At 66.9% G+C, this 23,529-nt stretch carries 19 protein-coding genes; 9 read left to right on the forward strand and 10 right to left on the reverse strand.

What is annotated here, in order from left to right; translation table 11 throughout:
- Positions 1–210 precede the first annotated feature (210 nt).
- From ACFC0O_RS33125 to ACFC0O_RS33140, 4 genes are all read left to right on the forward strand, one after another.
- On the forward strand, positions 211–972 hold the full coding sequence (locus ACFC0O_RS33125; RefSeq protein WP_375964945.1) for a hypothetical protein: 762 nt from the start codon (positions 211–213) through the stop codon (positions 970–972).
- On the forward strand, positions 969–3,194 hold the full coding sequence (locus tag ACFC0O_RS33130) for an Rv1355c family protein (protein ID WP_375964947.1): 2,226 nt from the start codon (positions 969–971) through the stop codon (positions 3,192–3,194). Before ACFC0O_RS33125 ends, ACFC0O_RS33130 begins: the two co-directional genes overlap by 4 nt.
- 16 nt (positions 3,195–3,210) lie before the next feature.
- Positions 3,211–5,076 carry a sensor domain-containing phosphodiesterase gene (locus ACFC0O_RS33135; RefSeq protein WP_364642144.1) on the forward strand — a complete coding sequence of 622 codons (1,866 nt, stop codon included), beginning with the start codon at positions 3,211–3,213 and terminating at the stop codon, positions 5,074–5,076.
- 88 nt (positions 5,077–5,164) lie between these two features.
- Positions 5,165–6,112, forward strand: coding sequence for an SDR family oxidoreductase (locus tag ACFC0O_RS33140; RefSeq protein ID WP_375964950.1), 948 nt, complete (start codon positions 5,165–5,167; stop codon positions 6,110–6,112).
- A gap of 61 nt (positions 6,113–6,173) precedes the next feature.
- Here the strand turns inward: ACFC0O_RS33140 and soxR are convergent, their stop codons facing one another.
- On the reverse strand, positions 6,174–6,689 hold the full coding sequence (gene soxR, locus ACFC0O_RS33145; protein WP_364642138.1) for a redox-sensitive transcriptional activator SoxR: 516 nt from the start codon (positions 6,687–6,689) through the stop codon (positions 6,174–6,176).
- A gap of 75 nt (positions 6,690–6,764) precedes the next feature.
- On the opposite strand from soxR, the gene arcA reads away from it, so the two are divergent.
- Together arcA and ACFC0O_RS33155 are read left to right on the forward strand one after the other, a co-directional pair.
- Positions 6,765–7,994 carry an arginine deiminase gene (gene arcA, locus ACFC0O_RS33150; RefSeq protein WP_364642135.1) on the forward strand — a complete coding sequence of 410 codons (1,230 nt, stop codon included), beginning with the start codon at positions 6,765–6,767 and terminating at the stop codon, positions 7,992–7,994.
- Positions 7,995–8,000: 6 nt separating this feature from the next.
- Positions 8,001–8,369 carry a GntR family transcriptional regulator gene (locus ACFC0O_RS33155; protein ID WP_364642132.1) on the forward strand — a complete coding sequence of 123 codons (369 nt, stop codon included), beginning with the start codon at positions 8,001–8,003 and terminating at the stop codon, positions 8,367–8,369.
- 5 nt (positions 8,370–8,374) lie between these two features.
- Here the strand turns inward: ACFC0O_RS33155 and ACFC0O_RS33160 are convergent, their stop codons facing one another.
- Positions 8,375–9,979, reverse strand: a complete 1,605-nt coding sequence (locus ACFC0O_RS33160; RefSeq protein ID WP_364642128.1) for a phospholipid carrier-dependent glycosyltransferase — start codon at positions 9,977–9,979, stop codon at positions 8,375–8,377.
- Positions 9,980–10,137: 158 nt separating this feature from the next.
- Between ACFC0O_RS33160 and rsmI the strand changes: the two genes are divergently transcribed.
- Positions 10,138–10,992, forward strand: a complete 855-nt coding sequence (gene rsmI / locus ACFC0O_RS33165) for a 16S rRNA (cytidine(1402)-2'-O)-methyltransferase (RefSeq protein ID WP_375964954.1) — start codon at positions 10,138–10,140, stop codon at positions 10,990–10,992.
- 64 nt (positions 10,993–11,056) lie between these two features.
- On the opposite strand, the gene ACFC0O_RS33170 is transcribed toward rsmI, so the two are convergent.
- Genes ACFC0O_RS33170 through ACFC0O_RS33200 form a run of 7 tightly spaced genes read right to left on the reverse strand, consistent with a single transcriptional unit; the run spans position 11,057 to position 19,730 of the window.
- On the reverse strand, positions 11,057–13,192 hold the full coding sequence (locus ACFC0O_RS33170; protein WP_375966390.1) for an MMPL family transporter: 2,136 nt from the start codon (positions 13,190–13,192) through the stop codon (positions 11,057–11,059).
- Entirely contained in the window at positions 13,192–14,376 is a 1,185-nt protein-coding gene (locus ACFC0O_RS33175; protein ID WP_375964957.1) for a peptide synthetase, read from the reverse strand. Before ACFC0O_RS33175 ends, ACFC0O_RS33170 begins: the two co-directional genes overlap by 1 nt.
- 28 nt (positions 14,377–14,404) lie before the next feature.
- The gene (locus ACFC0O_RS33180; protein WP_375964959.1) at positions 14,405–15,463 is read right to left on the reverse strand and encodes an NAD-dependent epimerase/dehydratase family protein; all 1,059 of its coding nucleotides are present in this window, start codon (positions 15,461–15,463) and stop codon (positions 14,405–14,407) included.
- The gene (locus ACFC0O_RS33185; protein ID WP_375964962.1) at positions 15,463–15,738 is read right to left on the reverse strand and encodes a hypothetical protein; all 276 of its coding nucleotides are present in this window, start codon (positions 15,736–15,738) and stop codon (positions 15,463–15,465) included. The genes ACFC0O_RS33180 and ACFC0O_RS33185 overlap by 1 nt, the downstream gene beginning before the upstream one ends.
- A gap of 1 nt (position 15,739) precedes the next feature.
- Positions 15,740–17,770, reverse strand: a complete 2,031-nt coding sequence (locus ACFC0O_RS33190) for an AMP-binding protein (protein ID WP_375964965.1) — start codon at positions 17,768–17,770, stop codon at positions 15,740–15,742.
- Positions 17,767–18,678, reverse strand: a complete 912-nt coding sequence (locus ACFC0O_RS33195; RefSeq protein ID WP_375964968.1) for a hypothetical protein — start codon at positions 18,676–18,678, stop codon at positions 17,767–17,769. Before ACFC0O_RS33195 ends, ACFC0O_RS33190 begins: the two co-directional genes overlap by 4 nt.
- A gap of 2 nt (positions 18,679–18,680) precedes the next feature.
- Positions 18,681–19,730: a 3-oxoacyl-[acyl-carrier-protein] synthase III C-terminal domain-containing protein gene (locus ACFC0O_RS33200; RefSeq protein ID WP_364642104.1), complete on the reverse strand. Its 1,050-nt coding sequence runs from the start codon at positions 19,728–19,730 to the stop codon at positions 18,681–18,683.
- A gap of 297 nt (positions 19,731–20,027) precedes the next feature.
- On the opposite strand from ACFC0O_RS33200, the gene ACFC0O_RS33205 reads away from it, so the two are divergent.
- Entirely contained in the window at positions 20,028–20,957 is a 930-nt protein-coding gene (locus ACFC0O_RS33205; RefSeq protein ID WP_375964971.1) for an SMP-30/gluconolactonase/LRE family protein, read from the forward strand.
- Here ACFC0O_RS33205 and metG read toward each other — a convergent pair.
- A complete protein-coding gene (gene metG / locus ACFC0O_RS33210) occupies positions 20,954–22,513 on the reverse strand; it encodes a methionine--tRNA ligase (protein WP_375964974.1) in 1,560 nt (519 codons plus the stop codon). The genes ACFC0O_RS33205 and metG overlap by 4 nt on opposite strands.
- A gap of 67 nt (positions 22,514–22,580) precedes the next feature.
- On the opposite strand from metG, the gene ACFC0O_RS33215 reads away from it, so the two are divergent.
- Positions 22,581–23,408: a TatD family hydrolase gene (locus tag ACFC0O_RS33215; protein ID WP_375964976.1), complete on the forward strand. Its 828-nt coding sequence runs from the start codon at positions 22,581–22,583 to the stop codon at positions 23,406–23,408.
- The last annotated feature ends 121 nt before the right edge of the window (positions 23,409–23,529 follow it).

A 23,529-nucleotide genomic window follows, 5' to 3' on the forward strand; every position in this document is an offset into this window, starting at 1 on the left:
GTGTTTCATGACTGATAGCAATGGTTTGACCAGGGGTGATTTCTAGACGTCCATTCGGGTTTCGGGAGATTTGCCGGACGCCTGGACAATTTCTCACGGCTGGCGGATACTCCCCTAGGTGCCTGTACCGGGCCCGGTTGATACATGACCGTATCGGACGGGGGCTCGGTAGTCGCGCGGAAACCCGCGCAGCAACGGAGTAGGAACTGTATGGCTGTGGAAGTGGTCGCAGTCGTCCCGTCGGATTCGGCTGATGACGACTTACTGCGATTCCGGGATGCGTCGTCGGGGTGCACCTTCTGGGTCGGCACGCCGCAGGCACATCCGGGCCTGTGGCGCCGCAACATCATGGGTGCGCTGCGCGCTTATCGGCGGTACGGCGTGGATCCGGCGCTCGAATACGACAAAACAGTGAATGGCCACTCCAGCGCGCTGTTCGTGGCCGCGATCGATCCATTCGGGGATGTGGTCGCCGGTATGCGCGTGCAGGGCCCGTACTCCCATGTGGACGAGGTCAACGCATTGCGCGCCTGGGCCGGGCGGCCCGGTGAACCGGCCTTGCGCAAACGGGTTGCCGACCGGATACCGGAGGGTGTCGTCGAGGTGAAAGCTGTGTGGGCGGACCGGGGTTTGGACCGCTCACAGCGCCGCGCCCTGGGCGCGGCCCTGGATCGCTGCGTCGTCCACGTGACCACCCTGCTGGGCGCCCGCTACGGCTTCGTTACCGCGGGCGAGCATGCCGCGGAGGGCTACCGCAGCAGCGGCGCGCGATCGGACTGGTGGATTCCCGCGGTGCCGTTTCCCGATGATCGCTACCGCACCGTCCCGCTCTGGTGGGATATGCGGAGTTATCGATCGGTCGCCGCGGAATCGCAGTTGACCTTGATCGATGCGGAACAAATCGCTCTCGCGGACGGCGACGGCGCTGTGCCGGCCGACCTGACCGGCACCGGAGGACGCGCCAGACAATGAATTCCGACAATACCGCGGCCGCGGAATATCGACCGCTGTTTCTCGATGAATCCGATCCGGAGGATGCGCGCCGGATTTCCGAATTGCGCGCCGAAGCCGGTATCGAATTCACCGATTTACGGAATTTGCTGCGCGCCGAATTCGATGATCTGGTGGCACCGCCGGAATTATCCGAGGGGCCGGAATCGGATCGCTGGATTTATTATCCGTGGCGCAAGGCCGCTGTGGCATTGCCGGGACCGGAATTGCTGCGGATCGTCCGGCTGGACCGGAACCGCAACAAACTGACACGAACCGAACAAGAAAAGCTGACAAACCAGACAATTGGGGTGGTCGGGCAGAGCGTCGGACATGCCATCGCGCACACCCTCGCCATGGAAGGCAGCTGCGGCCGGATAAAGCTCGCCGATTTCGACACCATCGAACTGGCCAACCTCAATCGGATTCCCGGCTCGCTCTTCGATATCGGCGTCAACAAGGCCGTCGTCACCGCCCGCCGGATTGCCGAGATCGACCCCTACCTACCGGTGGAGATCTTCACCGCCGGACTCACCGACGACAACGTCGACGACTTCTTCGCGGACCTCACCCTGGTGGTGGAGGAGTGCGACTCCCTCGATATCAAACTCGCCGTGCGCGAGGCCGCCAAGCGCCATCGCATTCCGCTGCTCATGGAAACCAGCGATCGCGGCCTGCTCGATATCGAACGCTATGACCTGGAACCGGATCGGGAGCCCTTCCACGGCCTACTAGGCGGGGCCACGCGCGCCGACCTACGCGGCCTGACCACCCGTGAGAAGGCGCCCTACGTGGTCCGAATCCTGGACGCGCACGGCCTCTCCGATCGTTTCGCCGCCAGCCTGGTGGAAATCGATCAGACCCTGGACAGCTGGCCGCAGCTCGCCGGTGACGTCCAGCTCGGCGGCGCGACCGTGGCCGCCGCCGTGCGCCGCATCGGCCTCGGCGTCGACCTCGCCTCCGGTCGCACCCGCGTCGATCTGAGCACCGCGCTGGACGCCGTGGCCGAACCCGAACCGGTAGAAGAGTTCGTCTGGCCCGCCGATCCCGCGCCCGCGACCGCACCGCGCACCGATGCCGAAGCGGTACTGGCCGCTGCGCAATCGGCCCCGTCGGGCGGCAATGTGCAGCCCTGGTCGCTGCGCGCCGAGAACTCCACCATCGTCATCGAACTCGATGTGCGGCGCAGTTCCGGCATGGATATCGGCTATCGCGGCAGCGCGCTCGCCGTCGGCGCGGCGCTGTACAACGCCCGCGCGGCCGCGGCCGCGCGCGGTGTCCTCGGCGAGGCCGATCTGTACACCGACGGGCAATACAGCCGACCCGCGAGCGGACGCCTGAGCGGCCCGGGCGGTCGGCTCGGCGGTCCGGCTCGCCGCGCCGCGCCGCTGACCGCGGTATTGCAGCTGAGTGATTGGAGCGAGCCGGAATTGGCGCGCGACTATCCCGATCTGCTCGAACGCGTCACCAATCGCAATTTCGGCACCGGCGAACCCGTCGACCCGGCCATTCTGGAAGCCCTTGCGGTGACCGCGGCCAAGGCGGACGGCGGCCTGCGCTGGATCACCGGCTCTGAGGATCTCGAGACCGCCGCGACCCTGCTGGCCGCCTCCGATCAGGCCCGCTATCTGACCCCGGTGCTGCACGCGGAGATGTTCTCCGAACTGCGCCGCCCGGTCGGGAACAAGCCGCTGGATCTGCGCACCGGCCTGGATCTGCGCACGATGGAACTGGCCGCGGACGAAGGCGCCAAGCTCGATATCGGCGGACGCGCCGACATCATGGACCGCATTCGGGATTGGAACGGCGGTATCGCGCTCGGTGACTACACCCGGGACCGGGTGCTGTCCGCCTCGGTGCTCGCCGCGGTCACCTTCACCGCCCCACCCGTCGGCGACCCCGGGGAATTGGCCGCTTACGCCCGCGCCGGGGAGACCCTGCAGCGGGTCTGGATCGAGGCGCAGCGGCACGGGCTGGCGGTGCATCCGGTGTCCCCGGTGTTCCTCTATGCCCGACAGACCGAGGATCTGAACACGGTTTCCCCGGAGTTCGCCGATACACTAACGTCACTTCAAGGCCGTTTCCTGGACCTGTTGGGAGTGCCCGAGCACGAGACCGTGGCGTTGGTACTTCGCCTGAGCTATGCGGCGGAGGTCACGGCGAGGAGCCGGCGGCTTCCGATACCGGGTGCGGAAACCCGCTGATGGGATCGGAGACAAGGTGCCTCGGCAGACGCTCGACTCACTGGTGACCCAGGTTGCCTCCGAGTTGATGGGTGTCGACGCCACCACGATGGTGGCGGCGAGTGAGCGGGTGCTGTCCTGGCTCGTCGATCACTTCGACGTCGACTTCAGCTATCTGCGCCATACCGATCGGGAGCGCCGCGCCTCGGTGCTGATCGCGGAGTGGCCACGCCGGCAGGTCACCATTCAGCCGGATCCGTTGCGGGTCACCTACTTCGATCGCGCGGATTCGGTGTTCGCCAAGCTGGAGAACGCCACCGAACCGCTCATCGTGCGCCCGATTCCGGAGCACGCGGACTATCAGCACACGATTCATCTGTCCTCGGGTATTCCGACCGTGTCGATGGCGGCGGTGCCGCTGGTGTCGCGCGGGGAGTCCACCGGGGTGCTTGGTTTCGTCAAAGAGGGCGATCGCGAGTGGAGTACCCGAGAGTTGAACGTGCTCAAGGCGATTGCCGCGCTCTTCGCCCAGTTGCAGGCGCGCGTGGTGGCGGAGGAGCGGCTGCGCTATATCGCCATGCACGACGATCTGACCGGTTTGGCCAATCGGCGCGCGCTGCTCGAACATATGGAGGAGCGGCTGCGGGCGGGCAGTCCGGGGCCGGTGGCGGCGTTCTTCCTGGATCTGGATCGGCTCAAGGCGCTCAATGACTTCCTCGGGCATACCGCGGGGGACAACTTCATTCGGACGCTGGCGACGCGATTGCGCGATCACCTCGATCCCAATGATGTGATCGCCCGGCTCGGCGGCGACGAATTCGTCATCATTCCGGCCAAGCCGATGGACGCCAGTGCTGCCGATCTGGAGGCGACCCGGATTCAGCAGCTCATCGCGCGCCGGGTCACCGTGGGCGGTGAGACGGTCAGTCGCGGTGCGAGTGTCGGTGTGGCGGTGGGTATTCCGGGTGAGACCACGGTCGCGGACGTGCTGCGCCGCGCCGATCACGCACTGTTGTCGGCCAAGTCGAGCGGCGGCAATGGCGTGGCGGTGTTCACCGATGCCATGCGCGCGCAGTTCGAACTCCAGGACGATGTGGAGCTGAATCTGCGCGGTGCGGTCTCGGATGGTTCGCTGCTGCTGCACTATCAGCCGGAGGTGGATCTGCGCACCGGGCGCGTGGTCGCCCTGGAGGCGCTGGTGCGCTGGCAGCATCCCACGCGCGGTTTGCTACCCCCGGGCGCGTTCGTCGGCGTCGCGGAGGCCACCAATCTCGCGGGTGAGCTGGGCCGCTGGGTGATTCGCTCGGCGTGCGAGCAGTTCGCGCAGTGGCGGCGTCGCGGTTTGGCGTCGAGCGTGGTGATCCGGATCAATGTGTCGCCGGTGCAGTTGGTGAGCCTGGATTTCGTGGAGACCATGGAGGGGATTCTGCGGCGCTTCGGCATCGACGGGTCCTCGGTATGCCTGGAGATCACCGAGCACGTGGTGGTGCAGGATCTGGCGCGTACGCAGGTGACCTTGCGCGGGCTCAAGCGGATGGGCGTGCAGATCGCCATCGACGATTTCGGCACCGGATATTCGTCTTTGTCGCATCTCAAAGCGCTGCCGGTGGACGCGGTGAAGATCGACCGCGGTTTCGTACAGCGGCTCGGCGCCAGCGCGGATGATCTCGCTATCGTGAAATCCATTGTGGGACTTGCCGGTTCGTTCGGCCTGGGCGTGGTCGGCGAGGGCGTGGAGACGACCGTCGCGGCGCGTACCCTGGTGGCACTGGGTTGTTATCGCGCACAAGGATTCCTGATCGCGCGGCCGATGCCCGCCGAAGAGGTGGAAACTCATCTGGCAGCGGGGCGGATAGCCCTCGACCTGGACCTACCCGGTACCGGCCGGTCTGTAACCCCCTAGAAGTATGGGGCTGATTGGGGGGTTGCATTGTTCGCGATGGAGTTTGAGCGCGTAGTAGGTTCGGTGGACAAACGGGGCAATCAAAGGGATGTGGACCGGCGTGCGAACCTTCAGTAGCAGGAAGACCCTGATCACCGGAGCCGCCAGCGGAATCGGGCGGGCCACCGCGCTGGCCGCTGCCCGCAAGGGCGCGCGCCTGGTGCTCACCGATGTGAACTCCGACGGCCTCGACGCGACGGTCGACGAGATCCGCGCCGCGGGCGGGGTGGTCGACTATGCCCAGGCCATGGATGTCAGCGATTACGACGCCGTCACCACCTTCGCGGGCAAGGTGCACGATCAGGTCGGCTCGCTCGACGTGGTCATGAACGTCGCGGGCATCTCCACCTGGGGCACCGTGGAGAACCTCGAGCACAAACACTGGAAGCGTCTGGTGGATGTGAATCTGATGGGGCCCATCCACGTCATCGAGAACTTCGTGCCGCCCATGATCGCGGCCGGGCGCGGCGGCGCGCTGGTGAACGTGTCCTCGGCGGCCGGGCTGATGGCCTTCCCGTGGCATGCCGCGTACAGCGCCAGCAAGTTCGGGTTGCGCGGGGTGTCCGAGGTGTTGCGGTTCGATCTGGAACGGCATGACATCTCGGTGCACCTGGTGGTGCCGGGCGCGGTGGACACGCCGCTGGTGCAGAGTGTCGACGTGATCGGCGTGGATCGCGACGATCCGCGAATCCAGGCCTGGATCAAGCGATTCCGGCGGCACGCCAAGAAGCCGGAGCAGGTCGCCGATTCCATCCTGCGCGGGGTGGAGAAGGGCCGCTACCTCATCCACACCCAGTTCGACATCCGCTTCGGCTACTGGTGGGTCCGCAAATTCGCCTGGCCGTACGAATTCGCCATGCGCCGCGCCAACGCCCTGTTCACCACGTTCCTGCCCCGCGAACAGCGGCAATTGCCGCCCGCCAAGACTGCGGCGCAGGCCGAGGTGGACGCCGGTGTAGATGCGGTAGCGCCGGAACGAGTCCGCCCCGAGGTCTGAGCACCTCCCGTCATCCAGGCCCAAATGGATGCCGGGATGACGGGGTGGGAAGGCTAGGCGCTCAAGAGGTCTCGGCGAGGGGCAGTGAGCAGCCCTGCTCGGGTTTGGTGCAGTTCTCGGCGGCGTGCACGTCCAGGACGCGCGCGCCCGGGCCCTCGTCGCCGAGGTGGTCGTGGGCGTTGACGATCTTGCAGGTGCCCAGGGACAGGCAGCCGCAGCCGATGCAGCCGGTGAGGCTGTCGCGCAGGCGAATCAGCTGTTCTATGCGCTCGTCCAGGTCGGATCGCCACGCCGTGGACAGGGCTTCCCAGTCGCGGCGGGTGGGGTTGCGGCCGTCGGGGAGGTTGTCCAGGGCCTGGCGGATCTCGCCGAGCGGAATTCCGACACGCTGTGAGATGCGGATGAAGGCCACTCGGCGCAGGGTTTCCCGGGGGTAGCGGCGTTGGTTGCCGCTGGTTCGGCGGGCTGTGATCAAGCCCTCACGTTCGTAGAAGTGCAAGGCGGACACCGTAACTCCGGCGCGTTGTGCCAGCTGGCCCGGCGTCAGTTCCTTCGCCTGCCAGGACGCGGTCTGCATACCTGAAGGTTAGTCGAGGTTTTTACCCGGCGCGAATTGCATGCCTTCTTTGCCGCGGGGAACTACCGTCAGGATATGGGAATCAAGGCTGCGCCACCGGCGCGACCGTTCTCCGTCACCTCGGAAGTCGGCGCATTGCGCACGGTGCTGCTGCACCGGCCGGGTGACGAACTGCGCCGGTTGACCCCGCGCAACAATGATCAGCTGCTCTTCGACGCCATCCCGTGGGTGGAGCGGGCGCAGCAGGAGCATGACCTCTTCGCCGGAGTGTTGCGCGAGCGCGGGGTGGAGGTGTTGCTGCTGTCGGATCTGCTCACCGAAACCATCGGGGTGAGCGGGGCGGCGCGGATACAGGGCATCTCCGGCGCGGTGGACGCGCGCCGGCTCGGCCACGCGCTCGCCGATGAGCTGGCCGCATACCTGCGCACGGTGCCCGCGCCGGAGCTGGCGCAGATTCTCATGGCGGGTATGACCTTCGACGAACTGCCGTTCGGGCCGGATCACACCTCGCTGGTGGTGCGCATGCATCACGGGCACGATTTCGTCATCGATCCGCTGCCGAATCTGCTCTTCACCAGGGATTCCTCGTTCTGGGTCGGTTCGCGGGTGGCGATCACCTCGCTGGCGCTGCCCGCGCGGGCGCGCGAGACCTCGCTGACCGATCTCATCTACGCCTTCCATCCGCGTTTCCTCGGGGTGCGGCGGGCGTATGAATCGCATACCGCGCCCATCGAGGGCGGTGATGTGCTGCTGCTCGCCAAGGGCGTGGTGGCGGTCGGCGTGGGTGAGCGCACCACCCCGGCGGGCGCGGAAGCGTTGGCGCGCAGCCTCTTCGAGGACGATCTCGCGCATACGGTGCTGGCGGTGCCGATCGCGCAGACCCGCGCCACCATGCATTTGGACACCGTGTGCACCATGGTCGACACCGATGCCATGGTGATGTATCCGAATATGCAGGATTCGTTGTGCGCGTTCACCATTCGCAAAGAGGTGGACGGCACGGTGACCATGTCCGGTCCGGATCCGTTCCTGCCCGCGGCCGCCAAGGCCATGGGCATCGGGGAACTGCGGGTCATCGATACCGGCCTGGACGGTGTCGCGGCCGAACGGGAGCAGTGGGATGACGGCAACAACACCCTCGCGCTCGCGCCCGGTGTGGTTGTCGCCTACGAACGCAATGAGATGACCAATGCGCGGCTCGTCGACGCCGGAATCGAGGTGCTACCCATCCCCGGTTCCGAATTGGGTTCCGGCCGAGGCGGTCCGCGCTGCCTGTCCTGCCCGCTGTCGCGTGACGAGGTGTGAAAAGCCATGCTGGACATCCCGGTTGACCATCATTCGACGGTGCCGCCGTACGAACAGCTGAGGCAGGGCATCGTGGCGCGGGTGCGCTCCGGTGAACTGGCCGCCGGGACCAAGATCCCCACCGTCCGAGCCCTCGCCGCCCAACTCAAACTCGCCCCCAACACCGTCGCCCGCGCCTACCGCGAACTCGAACAGGACGGCGTCCTGGAAACCCGTGGCCGCCTCGGCTCCTTCATCGCCTCCTCGGGCGACCCCACCCGAGACGTAGCGGGCCGCGCCGCAACGGAATACGTAGCGGTCATCCGCCGCCTCGGCCTGGACGACGAAGCCGCGGTCCGATACTTACGAGCCGCGCTGGGCGAAACTCGAACCTGAGGGGTTTACCTCCAGCTGGGCAGCCAGAGGTGGTCGTGCCAGCTGCCCGGGGTGATGGGCGCGCCCGTGAGAATCGGCCACAGCCAGATGAAGTTGGCGATCACCAGCGCGAGGTAGAGGCAGACCAGCATCAGCCCGAGCCCCTGCCGTTCGCTCGGCGGTGCGAGATGCTGCCAATCCGGTTGCCCGGACAGCCGTCTGCCTATCGCGGGCGCGTGCCCGAGCACATCGCCGAGCACCAGCGCCACCGCCATCATCAGGAATGGCGCGAGCGGTACCGCGTAGAAGTAGTACATCTGTCGATCCAGCTGCAGGAACCATGGCAGCAGTCCCGCGCCGTAGGCGACCAGCACCGCCGCGTATCGCCAGTCCCGGCGGACGAAGCTGCGCCAGATCGCCCAGCCGAAGACCGGTAGCGCCAGCCACCAGATGGCGGGCGTGCCGATCAGCATGACCGCCTTCACGCACTGGTTCTGCCCGCAGTCCCCGCTGCTGCTGTCGGAGTAGTAATAGAGCATGGGCCGCAACCCCATCGGCCAGGTCCACGGCTTGGATTCCCAGGGGTGATGATTGCCCGCCGAATTGGTGAGCCCCTCGTGGAAGGTGAGCACCTCACCGCCGTAGTACCAGAGCGAGCGCAATGCGTCCGGCACCCAGGAGAAGTCGCCGCCGCGCCCGACCCGCACCCCGACCGCGTACCGGTCGTAGCTGGTCTCGGCCGCGAACCAGGCCCAGAAGCTGGCCAGGTACACGAACACCGGCACCACCCCGAGCGCCCACGCGGTCGGCCCGAGATCGCGCACCGCGGTGCCCGCCCACGGCCGCCGCACCCGGTATCCGCGTCGCGCAGCCAGATCGAAGCCGAGGCTCAATGCCGCGAACGCGACCACGAAATACGCTCCGGACCATTTGGTTCCGCAGGCGAGCCCGAGCAGGATGCCCGCGCCGAATCGCCACCACCGCACTCCGAAGCGCGGCCCGAATTCGCTGTCGTCGAGTCGGCCCTCGGCGGCCACCAATGCCATGCGCGCCCGCATCTCGTCGCGGTCCACGATGAGGCAGCCGAACGCGGCGACCACGAACAGCGCCTGGAAGATATCGAGCATCCCGAGTCGGGAGGAGACGAAGGTGAGTCCGTCGGCGATCAGCAGAATGCCCGCGAACGCGCCGATCAGCGTGGAGCGTGCCATCCGCCGGGTTATCCGAATCACCAAGAGCACCAGCAGGGTTCCCGAGACGGCGGCCATGAACCGCCACCCCCACGGCGAATAGCCGAAGATGGCTTCGCCGATCGCGATCATCTGCTTGCCGACCGGCGGGTGCACCACCAGCCCGTAGCCGGGATTGTCCTCGACGCCGCCGTTGGTGAGGGCCTGCCAGGCCTGTGGCGCGTAATGCTTCTCGTCGAAGACCGGCGTATGCCCCTCGGTCGGGTAGCCCAGTTGGATGAAGCGCGTCAGCCCGGCCACCGCCGTCAGGAACAGTGTCACCACCCAGCCGCGCGCCCAGTCGGTGGGCCCGAAATCCGGTGAGGGTCGCAGTGGCGCCGGACTGGACAGCGCCACCCCCGCCTCTACAGCTGGCGGTCGCGCGTCGGTCACCTGGGTCACGCACCCGATGTTATGCGGTGCCGCCCCGAAACTCCCGCCCCGGTCGGACCCGGGGCCCGGTCGGGGCGGAGAGTCGGGGTGCGGCCGCCCGTATGCTGGCATCGATGCCGGATCGCTGGTCCGGGCCGAGGGGGAGTGTGGCGACGAACAGGAGTGGGATGAGCGGCGAGCCGACCTCGGGCGGACGATTGGTGCTCGCGGCCACCCCGATGGGCGATGTCGGCGATGCCTCGCAGCGCCTGCGCGATGCGCTGGGCTCGGCGGATATCGTGGCCGCCGAGGACACCCGGCGGACCCGGTCGCTGGCCAAGGCCCTGGACGTGGAGATCACCGGGCGGGTGGTGAGTTTCTACGATCACGTGGAGACCGCGCGAATCCCCATGCTGCTGGAGGAAATCGAAGCAGGGCGCACCGTGCTGCTGGTCACCGATGCGGGGATGCCGTCGGTGAGTGATCCGGGCTATCGCATGGTCGCCGCGTGTGTCGAGCACAAACTCCCCATCACCTGTCTGCCCGGTCCGTCCGCCGTGACCACGGCACTGGCTCTATCCGGTCTGCCGGTGGAGCGCTTCTGCTTCGACGGTTTCGCACCGCGTAAGTCCGGGCAGCGCAAGGAGTGGTTCCGCACCCTGGCGACCGAACCGCGCGCCGTGGCGTTCTTCGAGGCCCCGCACCGGCTCGCGGACTGCCTGGCCGATGCCGTGGAGATCCTCGGTCCCGACCGTCGCGCCGCGGTCTGCCGTGAACTCACCAAGACCTATGAGGAAGTGGTGCGCGGCACCCTCGGTGAGCTGGCGGCGTGGGCGGTCGAGGGCGCGCGAGGTGAGATCACCGTGGTTCTCGAAGGCTCGCACAAGGTTTCGGCCGATCCCGCCGATCTCGTCGAGCGGGTGGAGGGATTGGCGGCCGCCGGTCTGCGCCTCAAGGACGCCTGCGCTGAGGTGGCCTCCACCAGTGGAGTCTCGCGCCGCGAACTGTACGACGCGGTGCTGGCCGCCCGCGCGGCCGAATAACCGATACCCGATCGTCTGCTCGGACATTGCGGCCCGCCTTGGTTTTCGGCGAACCGCGTTCGTCCTACTGTGTGGAAACCTTTGCCTCGGTGCTGGTTTCGCGTACGGTCGCGGCGATCTGGCGCGGCCGGAACGGCGTCCACCAGTTCGCCGGTCCCATGAGTTTGACCAGCGCCGGAACCAGCAGCATGCGCACCAGGGTGGCGTCGATGATCAACGCGATCACCATGCCGAGGCCGAGGAAGCGCATCGGCGTCAGCGGGGAGAGCGTGAACGCGCCGGTGATCAGCACGAGAAGCGCTGCGGCGGCGGTGATCACGCGCGCGGTCTGCACGGTCCCGGTGCGCACCGCCTCCTCGGTGTCCGCGCCCGCCTCATGCGCTTCGACCATGCGGGAGAGCAGGAATACCTCGTAATCGGTGGACAGGCCGAAGACCACGGCGATGATCAGCACCATCATGCTGGCCGAGACCGGGCCGACGCTCACGCCCAGCAGTCCGGCCAGATGCCCCTTGTCGAAGATCCAGGTGAGGATGCCGAAAGTGGCTGCCAGGCTGAGGAATGCCATGATGACCGCCTTGAGCGGGAGCACCAGCGAGCGGAAGGCCAGGCCCAGCATGAGCAGGGTGGCCAGCACCATGACGATGAGCATGAGCGGCAGGTTGTGCAGTACCGCGGTGACGCTGTCGGCGGTGGCGGCGCTCTGACCGCCGACCTCCAGGGTCACACCGTCGATGCGCACATCGCGCAGGTCGTGGACGATTTCCTGGGCCGCGGGGGAGCGGTCCGGCGCGGTCAGCACCGCGTGCAGGATGGCGGTGTTGTCCTTGGTGTCGAGTTGCAGCACCTGTTTGACACCGGGAACGGCCCCGAGCTCACGCAGCGCCGTGGTGACGGCCGTGGAAGTCGGTGCGCCGCCATCGGATTCGCGTACCAGCACGGTGGCCCCGCTGTTCGCGGCCGGGAAGCGCGCCGCCAATTCGTCGACGGTGGCGCGGGTCGCATTGCCCGCGGGCAATGCGGTGTGGTCGATATCGCCGAGCCGGACGCCGGTGAGCGGGGCGGCCAGCACCAGCAGCAGCGCTCCCACCGCGATGGCGACCGCACCCGGGCGGCGCATGACGGCGGTGACGACCCGGCCCCAGAAGCGCTGTGCGCGTTCCTCGGAGCGTTCGAAGGCGTCGGCGCGCCAACTCCATTTGCCGATCCGGGGACCGAGCAGGGCGAGCGCGGCGGGCAGTGCGGTGATCGACAGCAGCGCCGCCAGGCCGACCGCCGCGATCGAGCCGAAGCCCAGTGAGCGCAGCACCGCCTGCGGGAAGACGAAGGTGCCCGCGAACGCGCACATGAGCAGCACGGCGGAGAACAACACGGTGCGGCCCGCGGTATCGAGCGCACGGGTCACGGCGGCCTCGGTCGAGCCGCCCCGAGCGAGTTCCTCGCGGAACCGGCTGACCACGAAAAGCCCGTAGTCGATGGCCAATCCGAGCCCGAGCAGTGAGACCACATTCATGGCGAACACACTGACCTCGGTGAACTGCGCGATGATCCCGACCGCGCCCAGCGCGCCGATCACGGCGAGGCTGCCCACGATCACCGGCAGCGAGGCGGCGACGACACCGCCGAACACGAGCACGAGTACCAGCGCGGTGAGGGGAATCGAAATCGATTCGGCCACAATCAAATCGTGCCGGGACTGATCGCTGATGGTCTGCGCCAGCGCGCTGTAGCCGGACATCCGCGTTTCGACGCCCGGCACCGTAAGTGCTTCGGCCACTTCGGGATATACCGCGATGCGATGATTCTCATCGCCCGAGGCGAACACCACGGCCACGGCCGATCGTCCGTCGGCCGACCGCATGTATTGCGATCGCGAACTGTTCCAATAGCTTTCGACCGGCCGATCCAGCAGCGCCGGATCCACCTTCTTGATCGCATCCAGCACCCGCGGCCCGATATCGGCCAGCGTCTGCCCTTCCGGCGCGGTGTAGATCGCGACGATATCCGGATTCTGCGGCCCCAGCTGATCGTGCACCCACTGGTCGACCGCGCTGGATTCACTACCGGGATCGGAATACCCCGCGGCACTGACCTTTTGCGCCAGCCCGGTGGCGAACAGTCCGCACGCGAGCGCGAACAGCACCGCCACCGCCAGCACGGTTTTCGGCCGTGCGACCACGACCCGAGCCCACGCGGTCATCATGCGGTCGGATCCGTTGGCGCGAGTTCTTTTTCGAGGGTGTTGACGATGCGGTCGAGCAGGGCGTCCAGGCGTTCGGGAATGCCCCGGCCGCTGCGCGCGGACACGGTGAGTTCGGTGCGGCCGCCGCCTTCGGTGAGGCCCATGAGCAGCGGCATGGCGACGCTGTGCTGGGGCAGCACCCGGACGGAGGTGGGGGTGAAACCGGGGACCGCCAGTTCGTCGAAGTCGTAGCGGCCCATATGGGAGACGGTGGCCGAGGCCAGGTTCCGGCCCAGGCGCGCGCCGGTCCAGTTCAGTGAGCGTAGTAGGACGCGGCCGGGGGCCTGCGGCAGATTGGAGAGCCGCGCGGCCTGCATCTGATTGAGTTCGCGGCGTTCCTGGAGGCCGATCTTCTTGTCCGCGTTGAGCTGTTTCCAATCGACGCCCGGCCGGGCATCGAGGAACAGCGGCAGTGCCAGGTTCGCGGTGGAGCGCAGTTCGGGATCGTGGCGGCGCAGATCCACCGGGATCATGATGCGTGAGAGCGGTCCGCCCTCATCGGCCAGAATCGCGGCGACGCGCACCATCGCGCCCGGTCCGGTGGCATTGATGGTGCGGTGGCGCAGCAGGTGTCGCGGCTGTCCCGGATCCTGCCGTCCGGTGCCCAGCGCGGAGCGGAAGCGCGGCAGCATGAGTGCTGGACGCCCGGGTGCGCCGACCTTGCGCTCCAGTTCGTCATCGGCGATGGGATCCGCCGCGCCGACCGGTTCCTGACCGCGCAGCACCCGCAGCACATCGGTGGCCCACATGACCATGCCCATACCGTCCATGACGCCGTGGAACACCCGGAATACCAGCGTGGTCGGCGCGGCGGTGAGCAGCAGGATCTCCACCGTGGACTCCGGCGTCGGCCCGATCGGGCTGGTGAGCACCGGATCCGCTTCCAGCGCGGGGTATTGCAGCGCGTGGTCCACCACGCGTACGGCGGGCGCGACCCCGCTGTCCACCCAGAACTTGCCCTCCCGGACCAGTCGTGCGCCCGGATTCGCCTCGGCGGCAATGGCTACTGCGCGTCGCAGCTGTTCGGCGTCGATACTGCCGACGCCTTCGATGGCCAGCTGCATGAGGAACGGCGGCGCCAGCTCCCGCATCGGGAAGTACATGAACTCGGTGGGGGAGATGGGCCGCCGGAAGGTGCTCATTACCTGCCTCTTTCGCGCGCTGACTGCGTTATCGCAGGTTTTCGGTGAGTTTCACGACGCCGCCCTGGGCGTCCAGCCAGGCCAGGAAATCGGCCAGTCCGGTATCCCGGTCCACAACCGGCTGGTAGCCGAAATCCGTTGTGGCGGCGGAGGTGTCATAGGTGGCGGTGCGTGTCATGAGCGCCACCGCGTACCGCGACAGCGGCGGCGACCAGCGGGTCGCGATGAACGGCACCTTCCAGACGGCGTCCAGAATGGTGACGGCCGCGTTCAGCACTCGCTGGTTCGGCTGCCTGCTCGGCGCGGCATAGCCGAGTCCGACGGCGACCTCGCCGAGGAAGCCCCAGACGTTCGTCTGCTCCGCGTCGGCGACGAAATACGCTTTGCCGCCGACTTTTTCGGACGCGGCCGCCCGCACCGAAGCCTCGGCGATATTCTCGACGTGGCACAGCGAGGCATAGACGGCTTTGCCGTAGGACAGATCCGGCAGCGATCCCGCGGCGGCCCGGCTGAGCAGTCGCACGATGGGCCCGGAGCGGTCGCCCGCACCCCAGATGGCCCGGGGCCGCAGCGCACAGGTGGTGAAACCCGCGCCGTTCGCCGCGAGCACCGCGCGCTCGGCGGCGGCCTTGGTCTCGGAGTACAGGTTCAGGAAGCGGTTCGGATACGGCACCGATTCATCGATGTTCACCTGATCCCCGCCATCGCGATCCATGAGCGCGCTGGGACTGGAGATGAACACGAACCGCTGTGCGCCGTTGCGGCGCGCGCCATCGAGCAAATGCTGTGTGGCGGTGAGGTTCTCGGCGACGAACTGGGCACGGGTGCCGCGTTCGTCGACGCGGGCGGCGCTGTGGAAGACCACATCGACGCCCTTGGTGGCGCGTTCCAGGGAGAGGTGATCGGTGAGATCCCCGTGCACCACCTCGACCTGATCGATGACATCGGCGAGATCACGCAGATTGCTGGTGGGGCGCACCAGAATCGCGACGTCATAGCCGCCCTCGCGCACCAGACGGCGCGTGATGGCGCCGCCCAGGAATCCGGAAGCGCCGGTGACCAGCGCCTTCTTCCTGCTCTCGGACATCAGGCGGCCTCCTGCGTCTTCCACCAGGTGGCCCCGAAGATCTGGGTCAGCACGGCGGTTTCGACGGGTGAGCGGTCGGAGGATTCGGCCGCCTTCAACGCCGCCGGGATCTGCGCGGCGTGCACCACGATGCTCAGGAACGCGTCGATCCACCAGATCGCCCGCAGCACCCGGTTCGTGGGTGCGTGGCCGACCAGTGCGGCGATCAGCCCGGCGGCCAGGTACAGCCAGCCGAGAATCGGAATCGACCGCAGGGCAGTGGTTTTCAGAGACATGTCACGCTCCCTCTCCGAGCTGCGCCGTCGCCCAGATGGCCAGCTGTTCGCGCCCGATCTTGGCATTGTGGCGGATGTCCACGGGGAACCCGGGATGGAACAGGAACCGGGACACCGTCTCGGTCACCGCGAATTCCACCGCGCGGCTGCGCAATTCCGCCGCCAGCAGCACCGTGTCGGTGCCGGGTTCGGCCTCGACGCACAGCACCGGACGCTGCGCCCCGCGTTCGCCGACCCCGACCAGCGCGGTGCGGATGACGCCGGGCAGCGTATTGAAGACCTGCTCCACCTGCACCGAGAACATCGGCCCGGCGGTGGTGTGCACGCGCTGACTCTTGCGCCCGCAGAACCAGATTCGGCCCTCCTGGTCGATCCAGGCGAGATCGCCGGTGCGATGCCAGACGGTATCGCCGTCGGCGATCTTGCCCGCCAGATTGGCGGACTGCGGCCAGTAGTACCGGGTGCTCACATTCGGTCCCGCGACCACGAGTTCGCCGATGCCGCGGGTGGCGACCAGTTCGGCCTCGCGTGCCTCGGCGTCGGCCCAGGTGGGCAGCGGTTCATCGGTGATGGCCACCAGCCGGGCGCGCACGCCCTCGGCGGGCCGCCCGATGCAGGTGCCCTCACCGCTGTGCGCCCGCTCCACCAAGCCGCCCAGCAGTTCCCGGGATTCGATGGTCGACATGGGCAGCGCCTCGGTGGAGCCGTATCCGGCGTGCACCTCGGAATCCTCGGACAGCACCTGCCGCAGTCCGGCGATGCACCAGTCCGGGACCGGTGCGCCACCGGAGTAAATGCTGTGCAGCGTGGGGATTTTCGTCCCGGTGCGCTCCAGATACCGCAGCAGCGGGATCAATACGGCGGGGGAGGCGAACATGGTCCGCACGCCGAACCGATTCACCGCATCGGCCACGAACGCCGGATCGGTGGACCCGACCTGACTCGGCACCAGCGGCGGCAGTACGCATCGCGCGCCCAGCAGCATGTCCAGAATGCCCACCAGCGGCAGGGTGATCAGCGAGGTATCCGGGGCCACCCGGCCGCGCGCCGCGTGCACCTGCTCGATCATGGACGACAGATTTCCGTGCGTCATCTCCACGGCCTTGGCGGGGCCGGTGCTACCCGTGGTGTACGCGATGAGCAGCAGCTCGTCGGCGGGTGCGGGCACCCGATCCGCCAGTAGCGCCGAAGGCGCCACGGCGGCAACGGATCCCCCGGCGGCCTGTTCCCAGCGCGCCCGTGCGCCCACGGTGGTGTCCCGCAGCGTGCGCAACCGCGCACCCACCACCGGCCGCAGCCGATCAGCGGTAGCGGCCGCCCGCGCGACGGCAACCCCGGGCTTGGACTCCGAATTCTCCAGCGAGACAAGCAATTCGCGCACCCGTGCATTGATCGGCCCGGCTACGCGCGGGGTTCGGCCCGCGCCACCGGATCCATCGCGCGCGGCGGCCGCGGCTGCCGCGGCCGGAGTCGGAGTGCCGGTGGGATCGGTATCCACACTCGACGCTTCAGCGCTATCGCCATGGGCGGCAACGGCTTCCGTGCTCGCGGGTGCGCCCCAACTCTGTAGCGTCTGCCCGCCCCAGAGCCAGCGCGGGCCGACGGTGATCTTCACCCGCACATCGCGGAAGTACTTGCGGAACAGCACGCGGGCGGCGTGCGCCTGCGGAATGCCGATGAAGGCCTCGGCATCGGCGGCGCGCAGGCAGTTGAGCATTTTGCGCAGGCCCATACCCGGGTCGATGACCACCGGTACCGCGCCGATCTTCAAGAGCCCCAGCATGATCGCGTAGAGCTCCGGGCTGGGCAGCACCAGCACGATGGTGCGGGTGCCGCGGCCGACCCCGGCCGCGGCCAGATGCGCGGCGATGGTGTCGGACCAGGCGTCGAGTTCGCGATAGGTGAGCTGCCGGTACTCCGGGAGGCCGGTGGCGGTCTGCCCCTGCGGGAAGATCACCGCCTCCCGGTCCGGCTGGTCGGCCACGACCGCGCGGAAGCGGTCGATGGCCTGCCAGTAGGTCGCGATGGTCACGCCGCGGCTCCGACGGCGGCCGGGAGCCGGTAGAGCACCGCCGCGGCGGACGGTCCGGCGCCGGCGGCGACGAACAGCACATGGCTGAAGGCGTCCAGGGAACGGTTCGCCACGGCCGCGTCGTACGCCAGCGGCAGCGCCGCGGTGTGCGGGTCACCCTGGGACAGATCGGGGGTGAAGACCGCGTTCGGCGCGATGCCGAGTTCGGCGGCCAGCAGTTCCGGGAATCCGGCGGTCGGGGTGGAGGCGATGAGCGCGGTGCTCGCCTGCTCCGGATCCGACTCGGACAGCGCGAGCCGGGCGGCGTCGGCGGCCAGCGCCAGCAGGCGCGCCTCGGCGTCGGGCTCGCGGACGACGGTCATGAGCTCACGACCGTTGGTGCCCATGGTCGCCACATCCACGTACGACTCGATACCGGGGGTGCCGCCGCCGGAGACGGTGTGCACGCGGCCGAAGCCCTCTTCGTCGTCGCTGCGCGCCAGCAGCAGCGCCGCACCCGCTGTGGCATAGGGGAATTCGTCATCCGCCGCGCCCCGCTTCAGCGAGGGGTGGGTGTCGCCCGACACGATGAGCACGTGCTCGGCGCTGCCGGTCTCCAGGATGGACTGCGCCACCTGCACCGCGTTGAGCACGCCGACACCGGCGTTCATGAGATCGAAGGAGAAGGACCGCGGATCGTCCTTGGTGTAGTCCAGCCCGATCCCGGCTTCCTTCTGAATCAGCGCCGACACAGCGGGTTCCACGGTGTTGGTATCGCGGAAGATGCCCGCGTTGATGAGCACGCCGACCTGATCGGGGCGAACCTCGGCCCGCTCCATGCTCTGCCGCGCTGCCGCGCCGCTGTGCTCGACAATGCTGAAAGTGCTTTCGGCCCGGCTGATTCCGGTGGATTTGATGCGCACGCCCATGATCAGACCTTCAGGGATGAAATCGTGGTGGACAGGAAGCCCCCGACGACGCCGGAGGCGGCCGGGACCATCAGGATCTTGGATCCCGCGGCGATGTTCTGCTGGCTGAGCTGATCGTGCAGCACGATGAAATGTGAAGTGGTGGAAGTGTTTCCGTACTTCTCGATGACGTTCAGATCCGGCGGCATCGGCGCGCCGAACTCGCGCTCGGCGATGGCGTTCATGAACGGGATCGCGGCGGCGCCGAACTGGTGGTGGATCATGTAGTCGAAGCCCTCGTCCGCGAAGGTCTTCCCCTGGCCCGCCATGAAGTTGCCCTGGGTGTCGGTCCACAGCAGGAAGCGGGATTCGTTGTGCATCTTGCGGTTATCGGTGTACAGCGACACACCCTGTGACTTCTCACTGGGCATGCCCAGGCACAGGTGCGAGAACTCCGACGCGGTGGCGAGTTCGATGTAGTGGATCTTGTCGTTGTCGTCGACGGCCTCGTCGAGAACAATGGCCGCACCCGAATCGCCGACCGTCAGCGATGCGAATTGCAGATCGTATTTCTCGGTGATCTCGTTGACCGCTGTTTCGGCAATGGGCGTAATGGCTTCGCCGCTGACCACCATGCCGCGCTTCACCGCACCCGAACGAATCATTCGATCGAGAATGTAGGTGCCGGTCATCATTCCGGCGCAGGCATTGGAAAGGTCGAAAGAAATGGTGTCCGGGCGCGCGCCGAGTTCACGGGCGAGGGAACCGGCGAATGACGGCTCCATGTACATCCGGGTGCCCTTACTCCGCGTGATCGAGGTGGAGATGATCACGTCGAGATCCGAGGCCGCATACTGTGACCTGGAAAGACAGTCCTGCGCGGCATTCATCGCGAGAATGTAGGAGTCTTCGGCGTTTTCGGGGGTAGTATCGCGGAAGCGTCGTTCCTTGACGCCCGTGATTTTTTCGAGATCGAAACCCGGCGCCGTCTTCAATCGGGCGACGAGATCCTCGGTGGTTACACGATTTGATGGCAGATAAGCGCCTATCGACTCGAATCGAGAATGCGACACGGGGACTCCTGAAAGTACGAAGAAATGCAATCTGAATCGGTGACGGGCAAGACGCTACCCGACGGTAACTATCGCGGCGACCGGACACAGTGGCACAAAACTGTCTGAGACATTGTGGTTGGCAACAGTTTTCGCCGGTGAGAGCATCGTCCTATGAATAGCCGCGAATGCGCGCTGTGAGGGACTTCACGCGCTACGCTGCGCGCTTGTGATGTAACTCGGAGTTACATATACTTCCAAGTGAAACTGTCTGGGCGACAGTGGATTTCGTATGCGGAGTACGGCATGGTTGTGCCCATGCACATACGGAAAGCCCTGGTAGGTGGCCTGGCGGCCGCGCAACTCGGCGCGGGATTCGCGCTCGGCATGCCCGGAATGGCAACTGCCGCACCGGAATCCACGGTCTGCGGCATGTGGACGGCCGCGACCGTCGCCTCCGGCTTCGGCAGCCTGGAGAACCTCGCCTTCGATGGCGGCGGCGGTCTGCTGCTCTCGGAGATCTCCCTCACCGGTAGCGGCGGCGGCCTGTATCGGCTCACCCCCGACGGCACGCATACGCTCGCCGCGGCGGTGGAATCGCCCGGTGGCATCGTCGTAAATGCGGGCAAAGCGTATGTGAACTCCGGTAATACATTCGCCAGCGGCGTCACCAACAGCCCGGACGGCAAGATTGTCTCGGTCGATCTGGCCACCGGGACCGTGACCACCGTCGCCACCGGCCTGCATATGCCCAATGGCCTGGCCCAATTGCCGGACGGCGGTTTCGCCGTGAGTCGCGATCTGGGCCCGGATGCGGTAATTACCCGGGTCGCCGCCGACGGTTCCGGAGCGCACGCGCTGGCACCCGGACTGAATTCCACAAATGGCCTGGCCTACGACCCGGTGCGGCGCGAATTATTCGTGTCCACCACGTTCGATGCCGTCACCGCAATCGCCGCCATCGATATCGATCGTCCCGACGCCGCGCCGCGGCGAATTACCCTGCCCGGTTTCGGTCCGCTCAATTCCGCGGATGATTTGACCGTCGGCCCGGACGGCGCGGTGTATGTCGCGCTGAATGCGGCCGGTCAGGTGGTGCGGGTGGATCCGGATGCCGGAACCTTCTGCACGATCGCGACCGGCCTGCCGTTCGTCTCCTCGGTGCGTTTCGGTTCGGGCCCCGGCTGGGACCCGAACTCGTTGTACGCCACCGGTTTTCTCGGCACCGTCACCCGGTTGACGCGTTAGTTCTTGGGCTCCACGTACTTCGGGAACACCACTTCCGGATCCGGCAGGGTGGTGCCCGGCTGGATCGGGGTGGCGATATCGGCGAAGTCGCGCCCGGTCTGGCCCAGCAGATCCAGGATCTTGGCGGCCGAACCCGGGATCACCGGCTGCGTCAGCAGCGTGACGATGCGGACGACCTCCATGGTCACGTAGAGGATGGTGCCCTCGCGCGCGATGTCCTCGGGCGTACCGGCTTTGGCCAGCGTCCACGGCGCCTGCGCGGAGAAGTACCGATTCGCTTCGCGCAGTGCGTTCCACAGGTGCTCGAGCCCCAAATGGATTTGCTGCTGGTCGAATTCGGCGCGCACCTGCCCGAGCAGTTCACCCGCGAGCGCCAGCATGGCGTTGTCCTCATCGGTGAATTCGCCGGGGGCCGGGACCACACCGCCGAAGTCGCGAGCCACCATCTTCAGGCAGCGCTGGGCCAGATTGCCGTACTCGTTGGCCAGATCCGTATTGATCCGGCTGACGATGCTGTCGTGGCTGTACGCCCCGTCCTGCCCGTAGGAGATCTCCCGCAGCAGGAAGAACCGCACGGCATCGAGCCCGTAGGTGTCCACCAGATCGGTCGGCGACACCACATTGCCGGTCGACTTGGACATCTTCTCGCCCTTGTGGAAGACGAACCCGTGCGCGAAAACCCGCTTGGGCAGCTCGATTCCGGCGGACATCAGGAAGGCGGGCCAGTACACCGCGTGGAAGCGCGTGATGTCCTTGCCGATGATGTGCACATCGGCGGGCCAGAACTTCCCGAAGGCGGCGGAATCCGTATTCGGGAAGCCCACACCGGTGAGGTAGTTGGTGAGCGCGTCCACCCACACGTACATGACGTGCGCCGGATCGCCCGGTACCGGCACACCCCAGTCGAAGGTGGTGCGCGAGATGGACAGATCCTTCAGCCCGGCCTTGACGTACGAGACGATCTCGTTGCGCCGGGTCGCGGGACCGATGAATTCCGGCTTGGTCTCGTACAGCTCGAGCAGCTTGTCCTGGTAGTTGGACAGCCGGAAGAAGTAGTTCGACTCCTCGGTCCACTCCACGGGGGTCTTGGTGTCGGTGGAGACGCGGGTGCCGTCCTCGAGCAGGGTGGTCTCGTCCTCGTTGTAGAACGCCTCGTCGCGCACCGAGTACCAGCCCGCGTAGGTGTCGAGGTAGACGTCACCGCGCTCGGCCATCCGCTCCCAGATGGCGATGGAGGCGGCCTGATGGTCCGCGTCGGTGGTCCGGATGAACCGATCGAACGAGACATCGAGTGCCTTGTCCATGGTCTCGAACACGTCCGAATTGCGCGCCGCGTACTCCGCCTCGGATTCCCCGGCGGCCTTGGCGGCCTGCTGCACTTTCTGACCGTGTTCATCGGTTCCGGTCATGAAGAACACGTCGAATCCGTCGAGCCGCTTGAAGCGGGCCAGCGCATCGGTGGAGATGTACTCGTAGGCGTGCCCGATGTGCGGGGCGCCATTCGGGTACGCGATGGCCGTGGTGACATAGAAGGCGGGGCGTTCGGATGCGCTCATGGTGTGTCTACTCTAATCTGCGTGCCCGTAGTCGCTCGCGTGAATATCCCCGTGGCAGGTGTCGCCCATGCGTAACAGCCGACCCGCTCCCGAACCGCCGGAGCCGCTGTTCCCGCTCATCGACGCGCATACCCATCTGGACGCGTGCGGTGCCACCGACGCCGAATCGGTTGCGGCCATTGTGGATCGGGCGCAGAAGGTGGGCGTGCGCGAGGTCGTGACGGTCGCCGACGATCTCGACGCGGCGCGTTTCGCGGTCCAGGCCGCGAACTGGGATCACCGGGTATTCGCGGCGGTGGCGTTGCATCCGACCCGCGCCAATGCCCTCGACGATGCCGCCAAAGCCGAGCTCGAGCGCCTGGCCGCGGATCCGCGCGTGGTCGCGGTCGGTGAGACGGGTCTGGATTACTACTGGCCCGGCAAGCTGGAGGGCTGCGCCGATATCGAGGATCAGGTGGAGGGTTTCCGCTGGCATATCGATCTCGCCAAGCGCCTGGGCAAACCGCTCATGATCCACAATCGCGAGGCCGATCACGATCTGCTGACCGTGCTGCTGGATGAGGGCGCGCCGGAAACCGTTATCTTCCACTGCTTTTCGTCCGATGCGAATATGGCGCAGGCGTGTGTCGACGAAGGCTATGTGCTGAGTTTCTCCGGAACGGTGAGCTTCAAGAATGCTCATGAATTGCGGGAGGCCGCGAAAATCGTTCCGGAAGATCAGATTCTGGTCGAAACGGACGCACCGTTCCTGACTCCGCATCCGTTCCGCGGTGCGCCGAACGAGTCGTACATGCTGCCGTACACCTTGGGCGCGCTGGCCGAGATTCGGGAACAGGATCCGGTCACACTGGCCAAGGTCACCACCGCGAATGCGCGCCGGGTCTACGGAATCTGAGAATCCGACCGCCCCGCTTTGCGGATGTGGTCCCGCTCACTATGATCCAGTGCGATCGTGATTCACCTGCGACTCGATATCGGTTCGTGATTTCGGTATCCGCCGGTCCGGGTGAAACGGT

Origin of the sequence: Nocardia sp. NPDC056100 (assembly GCF_042266325.1) — a bacterium.
Classification (GTDB): domain Bacteria; phylum Actinomycetota; class Actinomycetes; order Mycobacteriales; family Mycobacteriaceae; genus Nocardia.